The 14,911-nt window shown below is 63.6% G+C and carries 12 protein-coding genes; 6 read left to right on the forward strand and 6 right to left on the reverse strand.

The window, feature by feature from the left end:
- Positions 1–234 precede the first annotated feature (234 nt).
- From rpsA to rarD, 3 genes are all read left to right on the forward strand, one after another.
- The gene (gene rpsA / locus ACKI1H_RS13600; RefSeq protein ID WP_017517968.1) at positions 235–1,917 is read left to right on the forward strand and encodes a 30S ribosomal protein S1; all 1,683 of its coding nucleotides are present in this window, start codon (positions 235–237) and stop codon (positions 1,915–1,917) included.
- A 140-nt stretch (positions 1,918–2,057) separates the two neighbouring features.
- Positions 2,058–2,927 carry a carboxylate/amino acid/amine transporter gene (locus ACKI1H_RS13605; protein WP_138522594.1) on the forward strand — a complete coding sequence of 290 codons (870 nt, stop codon included), beginning with the start codon at positions 2,058–2,060 and terminating at the stop codon, positions 2,925–2,927.
- Positions 2,924–3,820: an EamA family transporter RarD gene (gene rarD, locus ACKI1H_RS13610; RefSeq protein WP_138522592.1), complete on the forward strand. Its 897-nt coding sequence runs from the start codon at positions 2,924–2,926 to the stop codon at positions 3,818–3,820. The genes ACKI1H_RS13605 and rarD overlap by 4 nt, the downstream gene beginning before the upstream one ends.
- A 57-nt stretch (positions 3,821–3,877) precedes the next feature.
- Here rarD and ACKI1H_RS13615 read toward each other — a convergent pair whose 3' ends face one another.
- The 3 genes from ACKI1H_RS13615 to ACKI1H_RS13625 all read right to left on the reverse strand — a co-directional run bounded on the left by ACKI1H_RS13615 (position 3,878) and on the right by ACKI1H_RS13625 (position 5,773).
- Positions 3,878–4,483 carry a C40 family peptidase gene (locus tag ACKI1H_RS13615; protein ID WP_138522589.1) on the reverse strand — a complete coding sequence of 202 codons (606 nt, stop codon included), beginning with the start codon at positions 4,481–4,483 and terminating at the stop codon, positions 3,878–3,880.
- A 343-nt stretch (positions 4,484–4,826) separates the two neighbouring features.
- Positions 4,827–5,231 (reverse strand): NUDIX hydrolase, encoded by a 405-nt coding sequence (locus ACKI1H_RS13620; RefSeq protein ID WP_440468612.1) that lies wholly within the window; start codon positions 5,229–5,231, stop codon positions 4,827–4,829.
- Positions 5,228–5,773 carry a dihydrofolate reductase family protein gene (locus ACKI1H_RS13625; protein ID WP_440468613.1) on the reverse strand — a complete coding sequence of 182 codons (546 nt, stop codon included), beginning with the start codon at positions 5,771–5,773 and terminating at the stop codon, positions 5,228–5,230. The genes ACKI1H_RS13620 and ACKI1H_RS13625 overlap by 4 nt, the downstream gene beginning before the upstream one ends.
- A gap of 171 nt (positions 5,774–5,944) precedes the next feature.
- Here ACKI1H_RS13625 and ACKI1H_RS13630 point away from each other — a divergent pair, with 171 nt between their 5' ends.
- Positions 5,945–7,282: a DEAD/DEAH box helicase gene (locus ACKI1H_RS13630; protein ID WP_440468861.1), complete on the forward strand. Its 1,338-nt coding sequence runs from the start codon at positions 5,945–5,947 to the stop codon at positions 7,280–7,282.
- A gap of 59 nt (positions 7,283–7,341) precedes the next feature.
- Here the strand turns inward: ACKI1H_RS13630 and ACKI1H_RS13635 are convergent, their stop codons facing one another.
- Entirely contained in the window at positions 7,342–9,006 is a 1,665-nt protein-coding gene (locus tag ACKI1H_RS13635; RefSeq protein WP_138522583.1) for an MFS transporter, read from the reverse strand.
- Positions 9,007–9,243: 237 nt separating this feature from the next.
- Between ACKI1H_RS13635 and ACKI1H_RS13640 the strand changes: the two genes are divergently transcribed.
- Complete coding sequence (locus tag ACKI1H_RS13640) at positions 9,244–10,539, forward strand: phospholipase (RefSeq protein ID WP_280054213.1); 1,296 nt, start codon at positions 9,244–9,246, stop codon at positions 10,537–10,539.
- Between the two features lie 59 nt (positions 10,540–10,598).
- Here ACKI1H_RS13640 and ACKI1H_RS13645 read toward each other — a convergent pair whose 3' ends face one another.
- Together ACKI1H_RS13645 and ACKI1H_RS13650 are read right to left on the reverse strand one after the other, a co-directional pair.
- Positions 10,599–10,862 carry a DUF2790 domain-containing protein gene (locus tag ACKI1H_RS13645; protein WP_138522579.1) on the reverse strand — a complete coding sequence of 88 codons (264 nt, stop codon included), beginning with the start codon at positions 10,860–10,862 and terminating at the stop codon, positions 10,599–10,601.
- Between the two features lie 424 nt (positions 10,863–11,286).
- The gene (locus tag ACKI1H_RS13650; RefSeq protein WP_138522577.1) at positions 11,287–13,434 is read right to left on the reverse strand and encodes an FUSC family protein; all 2,148 of its coding nucleotides are present in this window, start codon (positions 13,432–13,434) and stop codon (positions 11,287–11,289) included.
- Between the two features lie 347 nt (positions 13,435–13,781).
- Between ACKI1H_RS13650 and ACKI1H_RS13655 the strand changes: the two genes are divergently transcribed.
- Complete coding sequence (locus ACKI1H_RS13655; protein ID WP_138522575.1) at positions 13,782–14,729, forward strand: LysR family transcriptional regulator; 948 nt, start codon at positions 13,782–13,784, stop codon at positions 14,727–14,729.
- Positions 14,730–14,911: the final 182 nt, after the last annotated feature.

The following is a 14,911-nucleotide window of genomic DNA, read 5'->3' on the forward strand; positions in this document are numbered from 1 at the left end:
GATTGACGCAATCGGTATCCATTGCTACCATTCCAGACCTTGTATCGGGAGGGTTTCGCCCATATTGAGCGAAACGTTCCCTTAAAATCTGAATGTGGAGCATCCGCTTTCGCGGGTGCAACAGGGGGCCGGCAGGATACCAGTCTTGATCCTGCTGGCTTCTTTTTCATCACTTGACCGTGTTCGCTGGTGGCGCGGAATCGGGCTTACAAGCCTTTGACTACAGGTATAGACATGAGCGAAAGCTTCGCAGAACTCTTTGAAGAAAGTCTGAAATCCCTCGACATGCAGCCGGGTGCGATCATCACCGGCATCGTGGTCGACATCGATGGTGACTGGGTCACCGTCCATGCCGGTCTGAAATCCGAGGGCGTCATCCCGGTCGAGCAGTTCTACAACGAACAGGGCGAGCTGACCATCAATGTGGGTGACGAAGTCCACGTTGCGCTGGACGCGGTAGAAGACGGCTTTGGTGAAACCAAGCTGTCCCGCGAAAAAGCCAAGCGTGCCGAGAGCTGGATCGTTCTGGAAGCTGCTTTCTCTGCCGACGAAGTGGTCAAAGGCGTCATCAACGGCAAGGTCAAGGGTGGCTTCACCGTCGACGTCAACGGCATCCGCGCGTTCCTGCCGGGTTCGCTGGTCGACGTGCGTCCGGTGCGTGACACCACTCACCTGGAAGGCAAAGAGCTCGAGTTCAAGGTCATCAAGCTGGACCAGAAGCGCAACAACGTTGTCGTTTCCCGCCGCAGCGTGCTGGAAGCCGAGAACAGCGCCGAGCGCGAAGCTCTGCTGGAATCCCTGCAGGAAGGCCAGCAGGTCAAAGGTATCGTCAAGAACCTCACCGACTACGGTGCGTTCGTTGACCTGGGCGGCGTCGATGGTCTGCTGCACATCACCGACATGGCCTGGAAGCGTATCAAGCATCCGTCGGAAATCGTCAACGTTGGCGACGAGATCGATGTCAAGGTTCTGAAGTTCGACCGCGAGCGCAACCGCGTATCCCTGGGCCTGAAGCAACTGGGCGAAGACCCATGGGTTGCCATCAAAGCCCGTTACCCGGAAGGCACCCGCGTGACCGCGCGCGTCACCAACCTCACCGACTACGGCTGCTTCGCCGAGCTGGAAGAGGGCGTGGAAGGCCTGGTACACGTCTCCGAAATGGACTGGACCAACAAGAACATCCACCCGTCGAAAGTCGTTCAGGTTGGCGACGAAGTGGAAGTTCAGGTTCTGGACATCGACGAAGAGCGTCGTCGTATCTCCCTGGGCATCAAGCAGTGCAAGTCCAACCCGTGGGAAGACTTCTCTGGCCGCTTCAACAAGGGCGACAAGATCTCCGGCACCATCAAGTCGATCACCGATTTCGGTATCTTCATCGGCCTGGAAGGCGGCATCGACGGTCTGGTTCACCTGTCCGACATCTCCTGGAACGAAGTTGGCGAAGAAGCCGTTCGCCGCTTCAAGAAGGGCGACGAGCTGGAAACCGTCATCCTCTCCGTTGATCCGGAGCGTGAGCGCATCTCCTTGGGTATCAAGCAGCTGGAAGACGATCCGTTCTCCAACTACGCCTCGCTCAACGAGAAAGGCACCATCGTTCGCGGTACCGTGAAGGAAGTTGACGCCAAAGGCGCTGTCATCAGCCTGGGCGGCGAAATCGAAGGCGTTCTGAAAGCCTCCGAAATCAGCCGTGACCGCGTTGAAGACGCTCGCAACGTTCTGAAAGAAGGCGAAGAAGTCGAAGCCAAGATCATCAGCATCGACCGCAAGAGCCGCGTCATCTCCCTCTCCATCAAGTCGAAAGACGTTGATGACGAGAAAGATGCGATGAAAGAACTGCGCACCAAGCAAGACGTAGAAAACACTGGTCCGACCACCATTGGTGATCTGATCCGTGCTCAGATGGAGAACCAGGGCTAATCCCTGATTTACCATCCAAGGAAAAGGGCGACTTCGGTCGCCCTTTTTCGTTTCTGCCTTTCGCAGGGCGCGGGCGCGCAGCGCTTTTCCTACGCTGAGACTGACGCTATGTTGCCTGCCCCGTTCCGGTCGCCTTTTCCATGCCTTACCTGCTTTTCGTCACCGTCCTCTGGGCGTTCTCCTTCAGCCTGATCGGCGAGTACCTCGCCGGGCAGGTCGACAGCTATTTCGCCGTGCTGACCCGCGTGGTGCTGGCCGGCCTGGTGTTCCTGCCGCTGACCCGCTGGCGCGGCGTCGAGCCGCGCTTCATCGCCGGCGTGATGCTGGCCGGCGCGCTGCAATTCGGCATTACCTACGTCTGTCTCTACCAGAGCTTCCGCGTGCTGACGGTGCCGGAAGTGCTGCTGTTCACCGTGCTGACGCCGCTGCACGTGGCGCTCATCGATGATGCGCTGAACCGCCGCTTCAACGCCTGGGCGCTGCTGGCTGCCGCCGTTGCGGTGCTGGGCGCCGGGATCATTCGTTATGACGGCGTCAGCGGCGACTACATCCAGGGCTTCCTGTTGCTGCAACTGGCCAACGCGACCTTCGCGGCGGGGCAGGTGTTCTACAAGCACCTGGTGCAGCGCTATCCCTCGGATATCCCGCAATACCGCCGCTTCGGCTACTTCTTCGTTGGCGCACTGCTGATCGCGCTGCCGGGCTGGCTGCTGTTCGGCAATCCGCAGAAGCTGCCAACCACCGACCTGCAGTGGGGCGTGCTGGTGTGGATGGGCCTGCTGGCCACCGCACTGGGGCAGTTCTGGTGGAACAAGGGCGGCACGATGGTGGATGCCGGCACCCTGGCGGTAATGAACAACCTTCACGTGCCGGTGGGCCTGCTGATCAACCTGCTGATCTGGAACGAGGCTGCCGACTTGCCGCGGTTGGCGTTGGGTGGTGCGGTGATCGTGGCGTCGCTGGGCGTCAACCGTTTCGGCCTGCGTCGTCAGCGGGAGCGCTTCGCATGAACATCTCCGGACGTGGTGTAGCGCTGTCCCTGGCGTCTTCCGTGCTGTTCGTGACCTTGCCGGGTTACATCCACTCGCTGGAGCCGCTGACCAGCATCCAGGTGATCGCACACCGGGTAGTCTGGTCGATTCCCATGGTCCTGCTGCTGGTGCTGTTCACCCGTCAGGGTGGCGTGCTGCGCGATGCGGGGCGGCGGCTGCTGCGCGAGCCATGGCTGCTGGCGTGCTTCCCGCTGACGGCGGCGATGATGCTGATCCAGTGGGGGGTATTCATCTGGGCGCCCATGGTCGGGCGCACGCTGGAGTTGTCGCTGGGCTACTTCCTGCTGCCGCTGACCATGGTGCTGTGTGGGCGGGTGTTCTACGGCGAGCGCTTGACTACGTTGCAGGGCATCGCCGTTGCTTTCGCGCTGGCCGGCGTGCTGCACGAGCTGTGGCTTACGCGCGCGTTCTCCTGGTTCACCCTGATCACTGCGCTGGGTTATCCGCCGTACTTCATGTTGCGCCGCAAGATGGCGGTGGATTCGCTGTCGGGCTTTGTCTTCGAGATGATCGTGCTGCTGCCGTTCGCTCTCGCGACCCTGTGGATAACCGATAGCGGCAAGGTGCTGGAGGAGGTGCCGCGCCTGTGGGCATTGCTGCCGCTGCTGGGGCTGATCAGCGCGTTGGCGTTCGGCGCGATGATGGCGGCCAGCCGGCTGCTGCCGATGGGGCTGTTCGGGATTCTGAGCTATGTCGAGCCGGTGCTGCTTTTCGCCATCGCCGTGCTGTTCCTGGGCGAGGCGTTCAATCCGGCCCAGATCTGGACCTACGGGCCGATCTGGATTGCCGTGCTGCTGACCGGTTGGGATAGTGCGCGACTGCTGCGCCGACAGGCGCGTCGCGGTCTGTAAGCGAAGGGAAGAAGGACAAGGGACAGGCGCCCTCCCGAGAGGGGAGAGCGCTCAGCGTCAGTCGAAGCGACCGCCAACGTCAGCTTTGGCCAGGGTTTCCGGCAGGATGCGACGGGCAGCGGTGTAATGCTTTTTCCAGTAGTCGCCACCAAGGTCGGAGACTCGTACCTTCTGGCCGCGGCGCGGCGCGTGGACGAACTGGTTATCGCCGACGTAGATGCCCACGTGGTCGACATTGCGGCGGTTGTGGATGCGGAAGAACACCAGGTCGCCGGGCTGCAGGTCACCGCGCGCCACTTTCGAGTTGCCGCGCATGCTGTACATCTGCTGCGCGGTACGCGGCAGGTCGACTTCATCGACGTTCTGGAACACGTAGTTCACCAGGCCGCTGCAATCGAAGCCACGCTTGGGCGAAGTGCCACCCCAGCGGTAAGGCGTACCGATCATGCTGTAGGCACGCTGGGTCACCTGATGCGCCTCGCTCTTGGTCGGCTTGACCGGCTTGGCGTTGAAGGTCAGCAGGGCACTACCCTGGACCGGGACACGGAGATCAACCGGCGCGGGTTGATAGGAACGCGTGATCTTGGAGGAGGCGGTTGCCTCAGTGGCGGCTAAAAAAGTCGCCAAGCCTATGGAAAGGCATGTCAAAAGGGTACTTCGCATTCGGCATGTCTTCTTGCTGGTTGATATCGCCCAGACTCCGCTGGATCGCCATTGTTGTCGGCGTGGTTTCCTTTGGTCCGCTCAAAAATTCCACGCATTCTGAACGACTTTTGATGACAGTTCGTACCGTCTGTCGATTCTGATAACTCCCCTGTGACTTGCAGGACACAGCGTGACATGTGTTCAGACGCATCAGTCACGGCCTGACCTTATAGCCGGAAGCCCTATAAAACGGGGCTTTCGGCCATGCGACGGAAAGCCGGCGGGTTAGTAGCCAAAAGCCAGACGCTTAAGGCTTCTTAAGGAAAAACCCGACGAAATGCAGGTATTTGAGCTGAACGAATCAGTCCAGATGGGCAAGCAGAGCGGGAAGAACCTGCTCGCGCAGCAGCGGGGCGAGGTTGTGTGGGTAGTCACCGGCGGGGTCCAGCCAGGCGAGCTCTTCCAGCTCGGCGGCGGGCTGGACGGCGTGGGGCAGGGTGGCGACGTAGACGTGGGCGTCCACACGCATGTCCGGTTCGTTGGCGGCGTCGGCCTGGAAGTGGCCGAGCGGCGTCAGCGCGGAGGTCGCCAGGTGCAGGTCGAGTTCTTCGCCCAATTCGCGCAGCAGGGCCTGGATGGACGTCTCGCCGGACTCGTGCTTGCCACCGGGCAGCATGAAAGCCAGGGTGCCACGCTTTCGCACCAGCAGCAGCCGTCCGGCGTCATCCAGCAGGCAGGCGGCGGCGATACGAATGGTGGTGGTCATGGCGAGGGCGTTTCCTTCAGAACCTGGTAGCGCATCTGCACGATGCCGCTGGGGAAGCTGCGCTGCTCCAGCAGCTGCAGGCGTTGCTCGAGTCCGATGCTGAACAGGGGGATGCCAGCGCCGAGCAGGTGCGGAATGATGCTGACGATCACTTCGTCGAGCAAGCCTGCGGCGAGGAAATTACCCGCCAGGCTGCCGCCGCCTACCAGCCAGATGCGCTGGCAGCCACGTGCCTCCAGCGAGGCGAGCGCGTCCACCGGCGTGTAGTGCTCCAGCTCGACCTGCGGTGCGGCGTGGGGCAGGTGGTTGGAACGGGTCATGACCAGCGCGGGCTTGTCCGGGTAGGGCCATTCGTCCTGATTCAGGCAGAACAGGTAAGTGGCGCGACCCATGAGCAGGCCGTCGATGCTGGCGTAAAAGGCGGCGTAGCCATGGTCGTCGTGTTCGTTGCCGTAGCCTTCGAGCCAGTCGACGCTGCCGTCCGGGCGGGCGATGTAGCCGTCGAGGCTGGCTGCGACGTAGTAAATGAGAGTCGATGGCACCTGTATTCTCCTTTTTCCCAGGCATATCAGAGCATGGCATTGCCTTTCGCCGGGCGCCGCAACGTTTGTCGGGTTATTGACGCTGCAAGTCGCCTGCAAGGCTCGCCGGCAATATTTCCAGCGCGCCGGCTCGGCAAACATTAAGCTATGCAGCTATTTGGTCTTTACGTGATATCGAGGTCTGCCTTGTTCTCCCAATTCGCCCTGCACGAACGCCTGCTCAAGGCGCTCGATTCGTTGTCCTTCACCGAGCCGACCCCGGTCCAGGCCGCGGCCATTCCGAAGGCCCTGGAGGGACGCGACCTGCGGGTGACGGCGCAGACCGGCAGCGGCAAGACCGCGGCCTTCGTGCTACCGCTGCTGCATCGCCTGCTCACCGAGGAGAAGCCCAAGAGCGGCGCCCGCGCGCTGATCCTGCTGCCGACCCGCGAGCTGGCCCAGCAGACCCTCAAGGAAGTGGAGCGCTTCGCCCAGTTCACTTTCATCAAGGCCTGCCTGATCACCGGTGGCGAGGACTTCAAGGTGCAGGGCGCGCGCCTGCGCAAGAATCCGGAAATCATCATTGGCACGCCCGGCCGCCTGAACGAGCAGTTCAACGCCGGCAACCTGCCGCTGGGTGACGTCGAAGTGCTGATCCTCGACGAAGCCGACCGCATGCTCGACATGGGCTTCTCCGAGGACGTGCTCAAGCTCGCCGCACAGTGCCCGGCCGAGCGCCAGACCCTGCTGTTCTCCGCCACCAGCGGCAGCGGCCTGCACGAGATGGTCGAGAAGGTCCTGCGCGAGCCGGAGAACCTGCAACTCAACCGCGTCAGCGAGCTGAACGAGGATGTCAGCCAGCAGGTGATCCTGACCGACCACGTCGGCCACAAGGAACAGCTGCTGCAGTGGCTGCTGACCAACGAGACCTATGAAAAGGCCATCGTCTTCACCAATACCCGCGTAGCCGCGGACCGCCTGACCGGTCGCCTGATCGCCGCCGGCCACAAGGTCTTCGTGCTGCATGGCGAGAAGGATCAGAAGGACCGCAAGCTGGCCATCGAGAGGCTGAAGCAGGGCGCGGTGAAGATCCTCGTCGCTACCGACGTGGCTGCCCGCGGCCTGGATGTCGACGGCCTGGATCTGGTGATCAACTTCGACATTCCCCGTCGTGGTGACGAGTACGTACACCGCATCGGCCGCACCGGCCGCGCGGGCGCCGCCGGCACCGCGATTTCGCTGGTGGGCCATGGCGACTGGAACCTGATGTCGAGCATCGAGCGCTACCTCAAGCTGCGCTTCGAGCTGCGTACCATCAAGGAGCTGAAGGGCTCGTACAAGGGGCCGAAGAAGGTCAAGGCGTCGGGCAAGGCCGCCGGTACCAAGAAGAAAAAGGACGATGCGAAGAAGTCCGGCAGCAAGGCGCCGGCGAAGAAGAAACCCGCTGCGAAGCCGAAGTCCGGCCCGTCGAAGGTCGTGAGCCAGGATGGCCTGGCGCCGCTCAAGCGCAAGAAGCCGGCAGCGGAGTAACGCTCTCGCGTCTCCTGAAACGCCTCCCCTGACCGGGAGGCGTTTTTGTTTCTGCTTCGCTAGCCCAGCGTCTCCGGCGGTGCCTCGTAACTGCCAGACTCGTAACTCACCCCGTGCCGGATCACCGGCGGCGCGTCACCGTCGTGCAGGCTGGTGACGTTGTCGATGATGGTCTTGTCCTCGAGGGTAAGGCGATCGAGCATGCGCAGGTGGCCGATCCAGTTGTCCACCAGGAACAGCTCCTGCCAGATTTCCGGGTTGCTCACGTCGCGATACAGCGCCCAGCGTTCCGCGCCGTTGCGCAGGCGCAGGCGGCGCAACGGCTTGGCGGCGCGGACGAAATCGCGCGTGCGCTCGGCGGGAATCCGGTACTCGATGGAGACCAGTACCGAGCCGCGCTCGGGGTTGAACACGAAGGTCGGTTGCCCCGGCATACCGCCCGGTGCGCGGGCGATGCTGGCGGAGTTCAGCTCCGGCAGGCGCGAGTTGTAGAGCAGGGCCACGGAGATCAGCAGCAGACAGCCAGCGGCGATCAATGCGCCTTGCACGCCCATGGTTTCGGCGAAATGGCCCCAGAGGAAAGAGCCCGCCGCCAGACCGCCGTAGATGGCTGTCTGGTACAGCGCCAGGGCGCGCGCCTTGACCCAGTCGGGTACCAGAATCTGCACCGCCGAGTTGTAGGTAGCCACCGCTGCGATCCAGCAGGCCCCGCCCAGTACCAGGGCGGGGAAGATCACCCAGAGGTTGTCGACCCAGCCCAGGATGAGCATGACCACGGCGAGCGTGGCAGCGGCGAAGCTGATCAGCCGGCTGCTGCCCAGCCACTGCCGTGCCTTGCTCACCACGGTACTGGCGACGATGGCGCCCAGGCCCAGGGCGCCGAGCATGTAGCCGTACACCGAGGCGCTGCCGTCCGGGTTGCGGTGCGCCAGCAGCGGCAGCAGGGCCCAGATGGCGCTTGCCGACAGGCCGAAGACTGCCGAACGCAGCATCACCAGGCGGGTGACGCTGGAGTACTGGGTGAAGCGCAGCGCGGCGATCACGCCCTCGAAGATGTGCTCCGGCGGCAGGGTGCGCTTGGGCACGTCACGGCGCCATTGCCAGATCGCCCAGATCAGCGAGGCGTAGCAGATGCAGTTGAACAGGAATACCCAGGAGGCGCCGGTGGCCGAGAGCAGCAGACCGCCGATGGCCGGGCCGACGGCGCGGGCGACGTTGTAGTTGACGCTGTTGAGCAGCACCGCATCGCCGAGCATGCGTGGCGGTACCTGCTCGTTCACCGCCGCCTGCCAGGCGGGGATGGTGATCGAGCTGCCCAGCGACAGCCAGAGGATCGACACGATCAGCATCAGCGGGTCGAGGTAGCCCATGAACGCCAGCACCGTCACCAACGCCGCGCCGGAAAGCTCCACGGTCAGGCCCACCAGCATGATCTTGCGTCGGTCGTGGTTGTCGGCCAGCACGCCAGACATGATCGACAGCAGCACCAGCGGCAGCGCCGAGGCGACCTGGATCATCGCCACCATCAGCGGGCTGGCATGGGCTTCGGTGACCACCCAGGCGGCGGCAACCGATTGCGCCCAGGTGCCCAGGTTGGCGAACAGGTTGCAGATCCAGATGATGCGGAACGCGGCGATGCTGAAGGGGGCGAGGACGCCGCTGCGGGATTCGGCAGGATCGGGCTTGAGGGGGAGGTCTTGCTTGGGTGAAACGGACTGCAGCATGGGGACGCCCTTATTTCGAGTGACCGGCAGGTACGCGCCGCCGGGGCCTTTCCATGCCGGGCAAGTGTAGTGGCTGAGGCCGTTCGCGCCATTGATGATGGTCAGCCGTGGCGTTATCGGTGACTCGCGCTGGCAAGCTTCGACAGTGCCCGCAGAGCTTTGTGTTGTTAGGCTGCGTCGGAATTTTCCGCATTGCACTGGCAAATAACTGCACTGGCAAATAAGAGCGAAGAGCCGATGAAGCGACTTTCCACCTGCCTGCTGGCGGGCCTGCTGGTCCTGCCGCAAAGCCTCTGGGCCTGGTCCAATCACACCCTGGGCAGCTACATCGCCCTGCAGCAATTGCCCGCCGTCGCCCAGGCGCCGGAAGTCGAGGTGGAGCCGCTGGAAAGCTTCATCACCCAGCAGCGCGCCGGCCTGGTGAAGCTGCTGGACGAGCAGGAAGCCTATGCCCGCGAACACTTCCGCCAGTACCCGCCGCGCCCGGATGACCTGCGCCTGAGCGAGGATGGCCGCGAAGATCCGCGCAAGGCCTTCCTCATGGCACTGCGCCTGAACCCCGAGATCAAGCTGGCCACCGCCGTGCAGCCGCCGCCCGGCGGTGAACTGCCGAATCATGCCGCACTGCAGCCAGCGGACGTGCTGGTGTTCCGCAACCTCTCCGGTTGGAACCAATGGCGTTTCGTGCAGCTTCAGGCCGGGGAGAAGATTCCCGCGCTGGACGTGCTGGCCAGCGCAGCCGATGAGCCGGACTTCGGCCACGACATCAACCTGTTCAGCGACAATCCCGGCGAAGCCGGCCAGCGCTATGGCTTCGGCACCCAGCCGTTCGGCGACCCGCGCTACGAGTTCAGCTCCCAGGCACCGTTCCACATGGGCTTCTACCACGAGGATGCGATCATCTTCACCGGCGCGCCGTACCTGGAGCGCAACTGGCCGGAGTGGCGCGCCTACCAGTTCTACGGCCTGGCACGCTTCGCCTTCGAGAAAGGCCATCCGTACTGGGGTTACCGTTTTCTCGGCTGGGCCATGCACTACATCCAGGATATGACCCAGCCGTACCACTCGACACCGCTGCCGGGTGAGACCACCGCCAGCATGCTGTGGACGGCGGGCAAGTCCATGGCCGGCTTCGATGCCGACAAGCAGGCGGCGATCCAGCGCGTGGCGGACCGTCATACCGGTGTGGAGCGATATCAGGTGGACTGGCTGCGCGAGACACTGCGCCTGGGCGGGCAGTCGCCGTTGCTGGCGGCCTATGCGGATGTCAGCACGGATGGCACTTATCCACCGTACTCGACCGAGTATCTGCGCGAGGTGGTGGCGAGCGAATCCCATGCCCATGCAGCGGCATTCGATGCGGCGATTGGCCATTGGTTGGAGAACGAGAAGGCGCCGGCGGGGGATTTCAGTGCGGGGAATTCACCGGAGCCGTTCCGCCACGATGAGGCGTTGGATGAGCAGATTCTGCAATTGATCCGGCATTTCGGCGCGCACAGTCGCAATATCGCGAAGGCGGCGCTGCAGCCGTAGGAAGAGGGTTGGCATTGCCGCCGGGGCTGCGTGGGCCGCGGCGGCACTGCGCAAGTTGCTTAGCCGCCGGAGCAGCCGTTGCCCCACACCTGGTATTCGACGGTGTGGCGCTGACCCTGAGAGTCTTCGTAGGTCATGCGTGCCGGCACGATGCCGCACTCGTTGGATACGTCGGTGGTCGAGATGACGTGGGCGACGTCCATTTTCATGTCGTAGGTGTACTGCTCCACGGCCGCGCTTGGCGCCTGGTCGGCGGCGTTCACCTGCTCGGCGAGGGCGAGCGAAGAGAAGCCCAGCATGGCCAGGATGACTACAGCTTTCATGAATTTACCTGCCTTGTTCCCGGAGTCCGGACGTGACGGGTCCGTGACGTTCAGCGCATGGCTGCATCGGGAAGCGTTGGGGAATGATTACGGGTCTTGGGTGGTGTTGCGGCGCGCGCTGTAACAGCACGGAAATAATAGAATTTGCCTGACCTGAGTCATATATCCAGGCGCCAACAAGACTTCGTACTCAGAGGCAACAATCCAGATGTGACGCGGGTTTCAGGGCTGGTCTTGCGGCGGAGTGTCACAGGACTCACCGGTAGGATGGTGTGGAGCGAAGCGATACCCATCGATCACCCGGTGCTCTTCGCAATGCGGCTGCGAATCGAGCTGGGACAGCGGACGGTTTGTCGGGATTGATGCGAGTGGCGTTGATGGGTATCGCTTCGCTCCACCCATCCTACGCAGAGCCGGCCCGTCTTCAGTCGCGCAGCGGCGACTGCGGATCGAGCAGCGAAGTGCGGATGAAATGCAGGTAGCTGCACACCCGGCGCAGAGGCGAGGAATCGAAGTGCGGCGGGCGCCGGTCGTCCGTGGTACGCGTGGCGTGGATGGCGTGTTCCACCGCCGCCAGGGCGCGCTGGCGGTTGCTCTCGCTGGGCTGGATGAACAGCCGGATCAGCGCCCGGCCCAGCGCGCGAATGGCCCGGCGCCAGGGCATGCGCTCGGCGTACCAGGGCTCCTTCGGCAGGGCTTCCTGTTCGCGGCGCAACTCGATGATCGACAGGCCGATCTCCTGTACCTGGAAGGTCCAGCGCAGCAGCCGGCGCTGCACGTCCGGACGGCCTGTGGATAACCCGTAGGCCTGGTTCAGCAGGTCGCGCGTGCCGCTTTCGAAGTTCGATGACAGACCCTTCAGCGGATCGCTGATCACCCGCACCACGCGCAGGCGCAATTCGGCCTCCAGGCGTTCCCACAACCAGGGCCGGTTCGGCGGCAGTATGACGATCGCCGCGACCACCGCCATGCCCATGGACAGCAGCATCGCCAGGTATTCGTTGATGAAGGTGTAGGCATCGTAGCGCGCGAGGTTGGCCGGTAGCGAGGCAATACAGAACCACACCAGCAGGCCGACGCCATAACCGCTCCATTTGGGCCGGGTAATCAGGAAGGCGCCGAGAGCGAACACCGGCGCGAGCACGAAGCACAGCAGCGGGAAGCCATCGATGTGCGGGAGCACGCGGAAGGTCAGGATGAAGCCCAGCGTCGCGCCGAGCAGCGTGCCGAGCGTCAGTTGCAGCGACAGGCGCTTGGGATTGGGCGAAGCGGAGGAGAGCGCGGCGATCAGCACCGAGGTCAGCGCGAAGGTCGCGCCGCTGAGCCAGGAGGTCTCGATCCAGAACACCCCGCCGACGATCACCAGCAGCGCACAACGGAAGCCCGCGACTGCGGCGGCGAGCGCATTTGCCTTGGGCGTGAAGCGCTCCTTCCACTGCTCGCGTTCGTGCTTGTGCGCAGCCAGCGAGGCGTGGGTCTGGGCGTAGTTGTGCATGTCATCGACGAAGCGGAACAACAGCTCGGCGGCGGTCTCGAAATCCAGTTGATCTGCCTCGCGCGGGCAAGTGTGGCCGAGACTGGCGCGAGCTTCGCGGATACGCGGCATCAGGTGGTGTTTGCAAAGTTCCAGTTGCACGCTCAGGCGCTCCGCGTCCGCCTCGCTCAGAGGGCGGCCATGCCAGCTGGCGAGCAATTCGCTGACGTCGATCAGGCATGGCATCAGCACTTCGAGTACGTTGCTGGCCTGACGCTCGCGCAGCCGGTCGAGCAGGCGTTGCAGGGCATGGAAGCGCGTGGTCAGTTGCATGAACTCGCTGTTCAGGCGTGCCAGGCGGCCGCTGCGCAGGCGCATGTGCGGGTCTTCGAAGGCGGTGACGTTGCGCAGGCTTTCCAGCCCCACCACTTCGGCGGCGATGCGCGCGCTGGCCTGTTCGAAGCGCTCACGGTCCAGGGTGCCGTCGAGACCGGCGCTGGCCAGGCCGGCGAAGTCGCCGAAGCGGGTGTTCAGCGCGTTGCGCAGGGCGGCGGTGCTGGTTTGCGGCAGGACGATGGCGCTGACCACGCCGGTGCAGAGAATCCCCAGGGTGATCTCGATCACCCGCCACAGCGCCTGCATGAAGGCGCCTTCGGGGTGCAGGGTGGCGGGGATGCCGATCATCACCGCGGTGTAGCCGGCGAGCAGGCAGGCGTATGCACGGAAGTCCCGGTAGCGCGCCGCGCCGGCTGTGCACAGCCCGACCCAGATCGCCACGCAGAGCAGGAACAGCACCCGCTCCTGGGCGAACAGGGCGATGAAGGTGACCATCACCGTGAGCCCGGCGAGGGTACCGAGGATGCGGTAGAAACTCTTTGCCAATACCTGGCCGCTCTGCGGCTGTAGCACGATGAAGGCGCTCACCAGCACGGTGTTGGGCTGCGGCAGTTCCAGGCGGTAGGCCAGCCACAGGGCGGTGAAGGCGGTGATCAGCGTCTTGAGGATGAACATCCAGGTGACGCCGTCGGTGTGCGCCCAGTCGGACAGGGCGAAGCGCACCGCGGCGGCCTTGGGCAGGCGCACGGACAGACTGCTCATCGGGCTTATCTCGGCAGGCGGTGATCGGGCTGGGGCGGGTTTTGATGACCCTGTAGTTCTAAGGCGGAGCGAAGGGGTGGCAGCACGTTGCACGAAAGGCGGAGCACGGGTGCGAATCCTGGGGTGTCGCGGCGGGCCGCGTTGGGGAGGGCGATTCTAGAAGTGCGCCGGGGGGCAGGATAAGCTGACGGTTGGATGAATTATTGTTGCCTGAAAGGACAATAATCCCGTCGCGACAGGTATGCGACAATTCGCCGCCTGTCATGAATCTGTAACAAGGCGTTGCTCGTTCGAGCGCCGTTGCAGAGGCCGCCCGCCGTGGCGTGGACAGGCTCTCAGGAGAAATGATGGACCTGCTGCACAACATGCGTGCTTTCGTCTGTGTCGCCGAGACCGGCAGCTTCACCGCCGCCGCCCAGCGCATGGACCTCACCACCGCCTACGTCTCGCGGACGGTGGCCAAGCTCGAAGCGCACCTGCGCACCCGCCTGCTACATCGCACCACCCGCCGCATCGCCCTCACCGAAGCCGGCCAGCGCTACTTGCTGCGCTGCCAGCAGATCCTCGGCTACATCGAGGAAGCCGAGGCCGAGGCGGGCGACGCCCACGCCCGGCCCCACGGCAAGGTGAAGGTGCATGCCATGACCGGTATCGGTCAGCATTACCTGATCCGCGCGATTTCGCAGTACTGCGAAATCTACCCGGAGGTCACCTTCGACCTGACCCTGGCCAACCGCATCACCGACATCCTCGACGAGGGCTACGACATCTCCGTGGTCATCGCCCAGGAGCTGCCGGATTCGGGCTTCGTTTCCAAGCGCATCGGCAAGACCTACAGCGTGCTTTGCGCATCGCCCGACTACGTGGCGCGGCATGGCATGCCGAAGAAGCTGGGCGAGTTGACCGAGCACCGTTGCCTGCGCTTGGTGAACTCGGTGATGTCGCTGGACAAGTGGCTGTTCGACGGCCCTGATGGCCAGGAAATGGTCGGCATCAACCACACCCATTTCCAGGTCAATACCGCCGACGCCATGACCGAGGCCGTGCGCGCCGGCATGGGTATCGGTGCGCTGCCGGTGTACTCCGCCGTGCAGGGTCTGAAGGATGGCAGCCTGGTGCGCGTGCTGCCGGACTACAGCCTGTTCCACCTCAATGTCTATGCGCTGTATCCGTCGCGCCAGTACCTCGACGCGAAAATCCGCACCTGGGTGGAGTTTCTCCGCGACTGCGTGCCCGGGATGCTCGAAGAGCACGAGCGGATGATGCTCGAGCACCGCACGCGGGTGCCGGCCTGAGTCGCCGCTACGTAGCAGTGATCCGCTGAAATCCCGAGCGCCCGGCCTTCGCCGGGCGCGTCTTTTGGCACCTTGCGTTCCGCTGTGTCGAACGCCGCTTTGGGAAAAGACGAATTCTCCGAACGCCAACATTTGCGTCAGTCTCCTCGCGAGCCTGCCATCAGGCTCACCTCGCAAGCACA

Source organism: Pseudomonas sp. YH-1 (genome assembly GCF_051990045.1).
Classification (GTDB): Bacteria; Pseudomonadota; Gammaproteobacteria; order Pseudomonadales; family Pseudomonadaceae; genus Pseudomonas; species Pseudomonas nicosulfuronedens.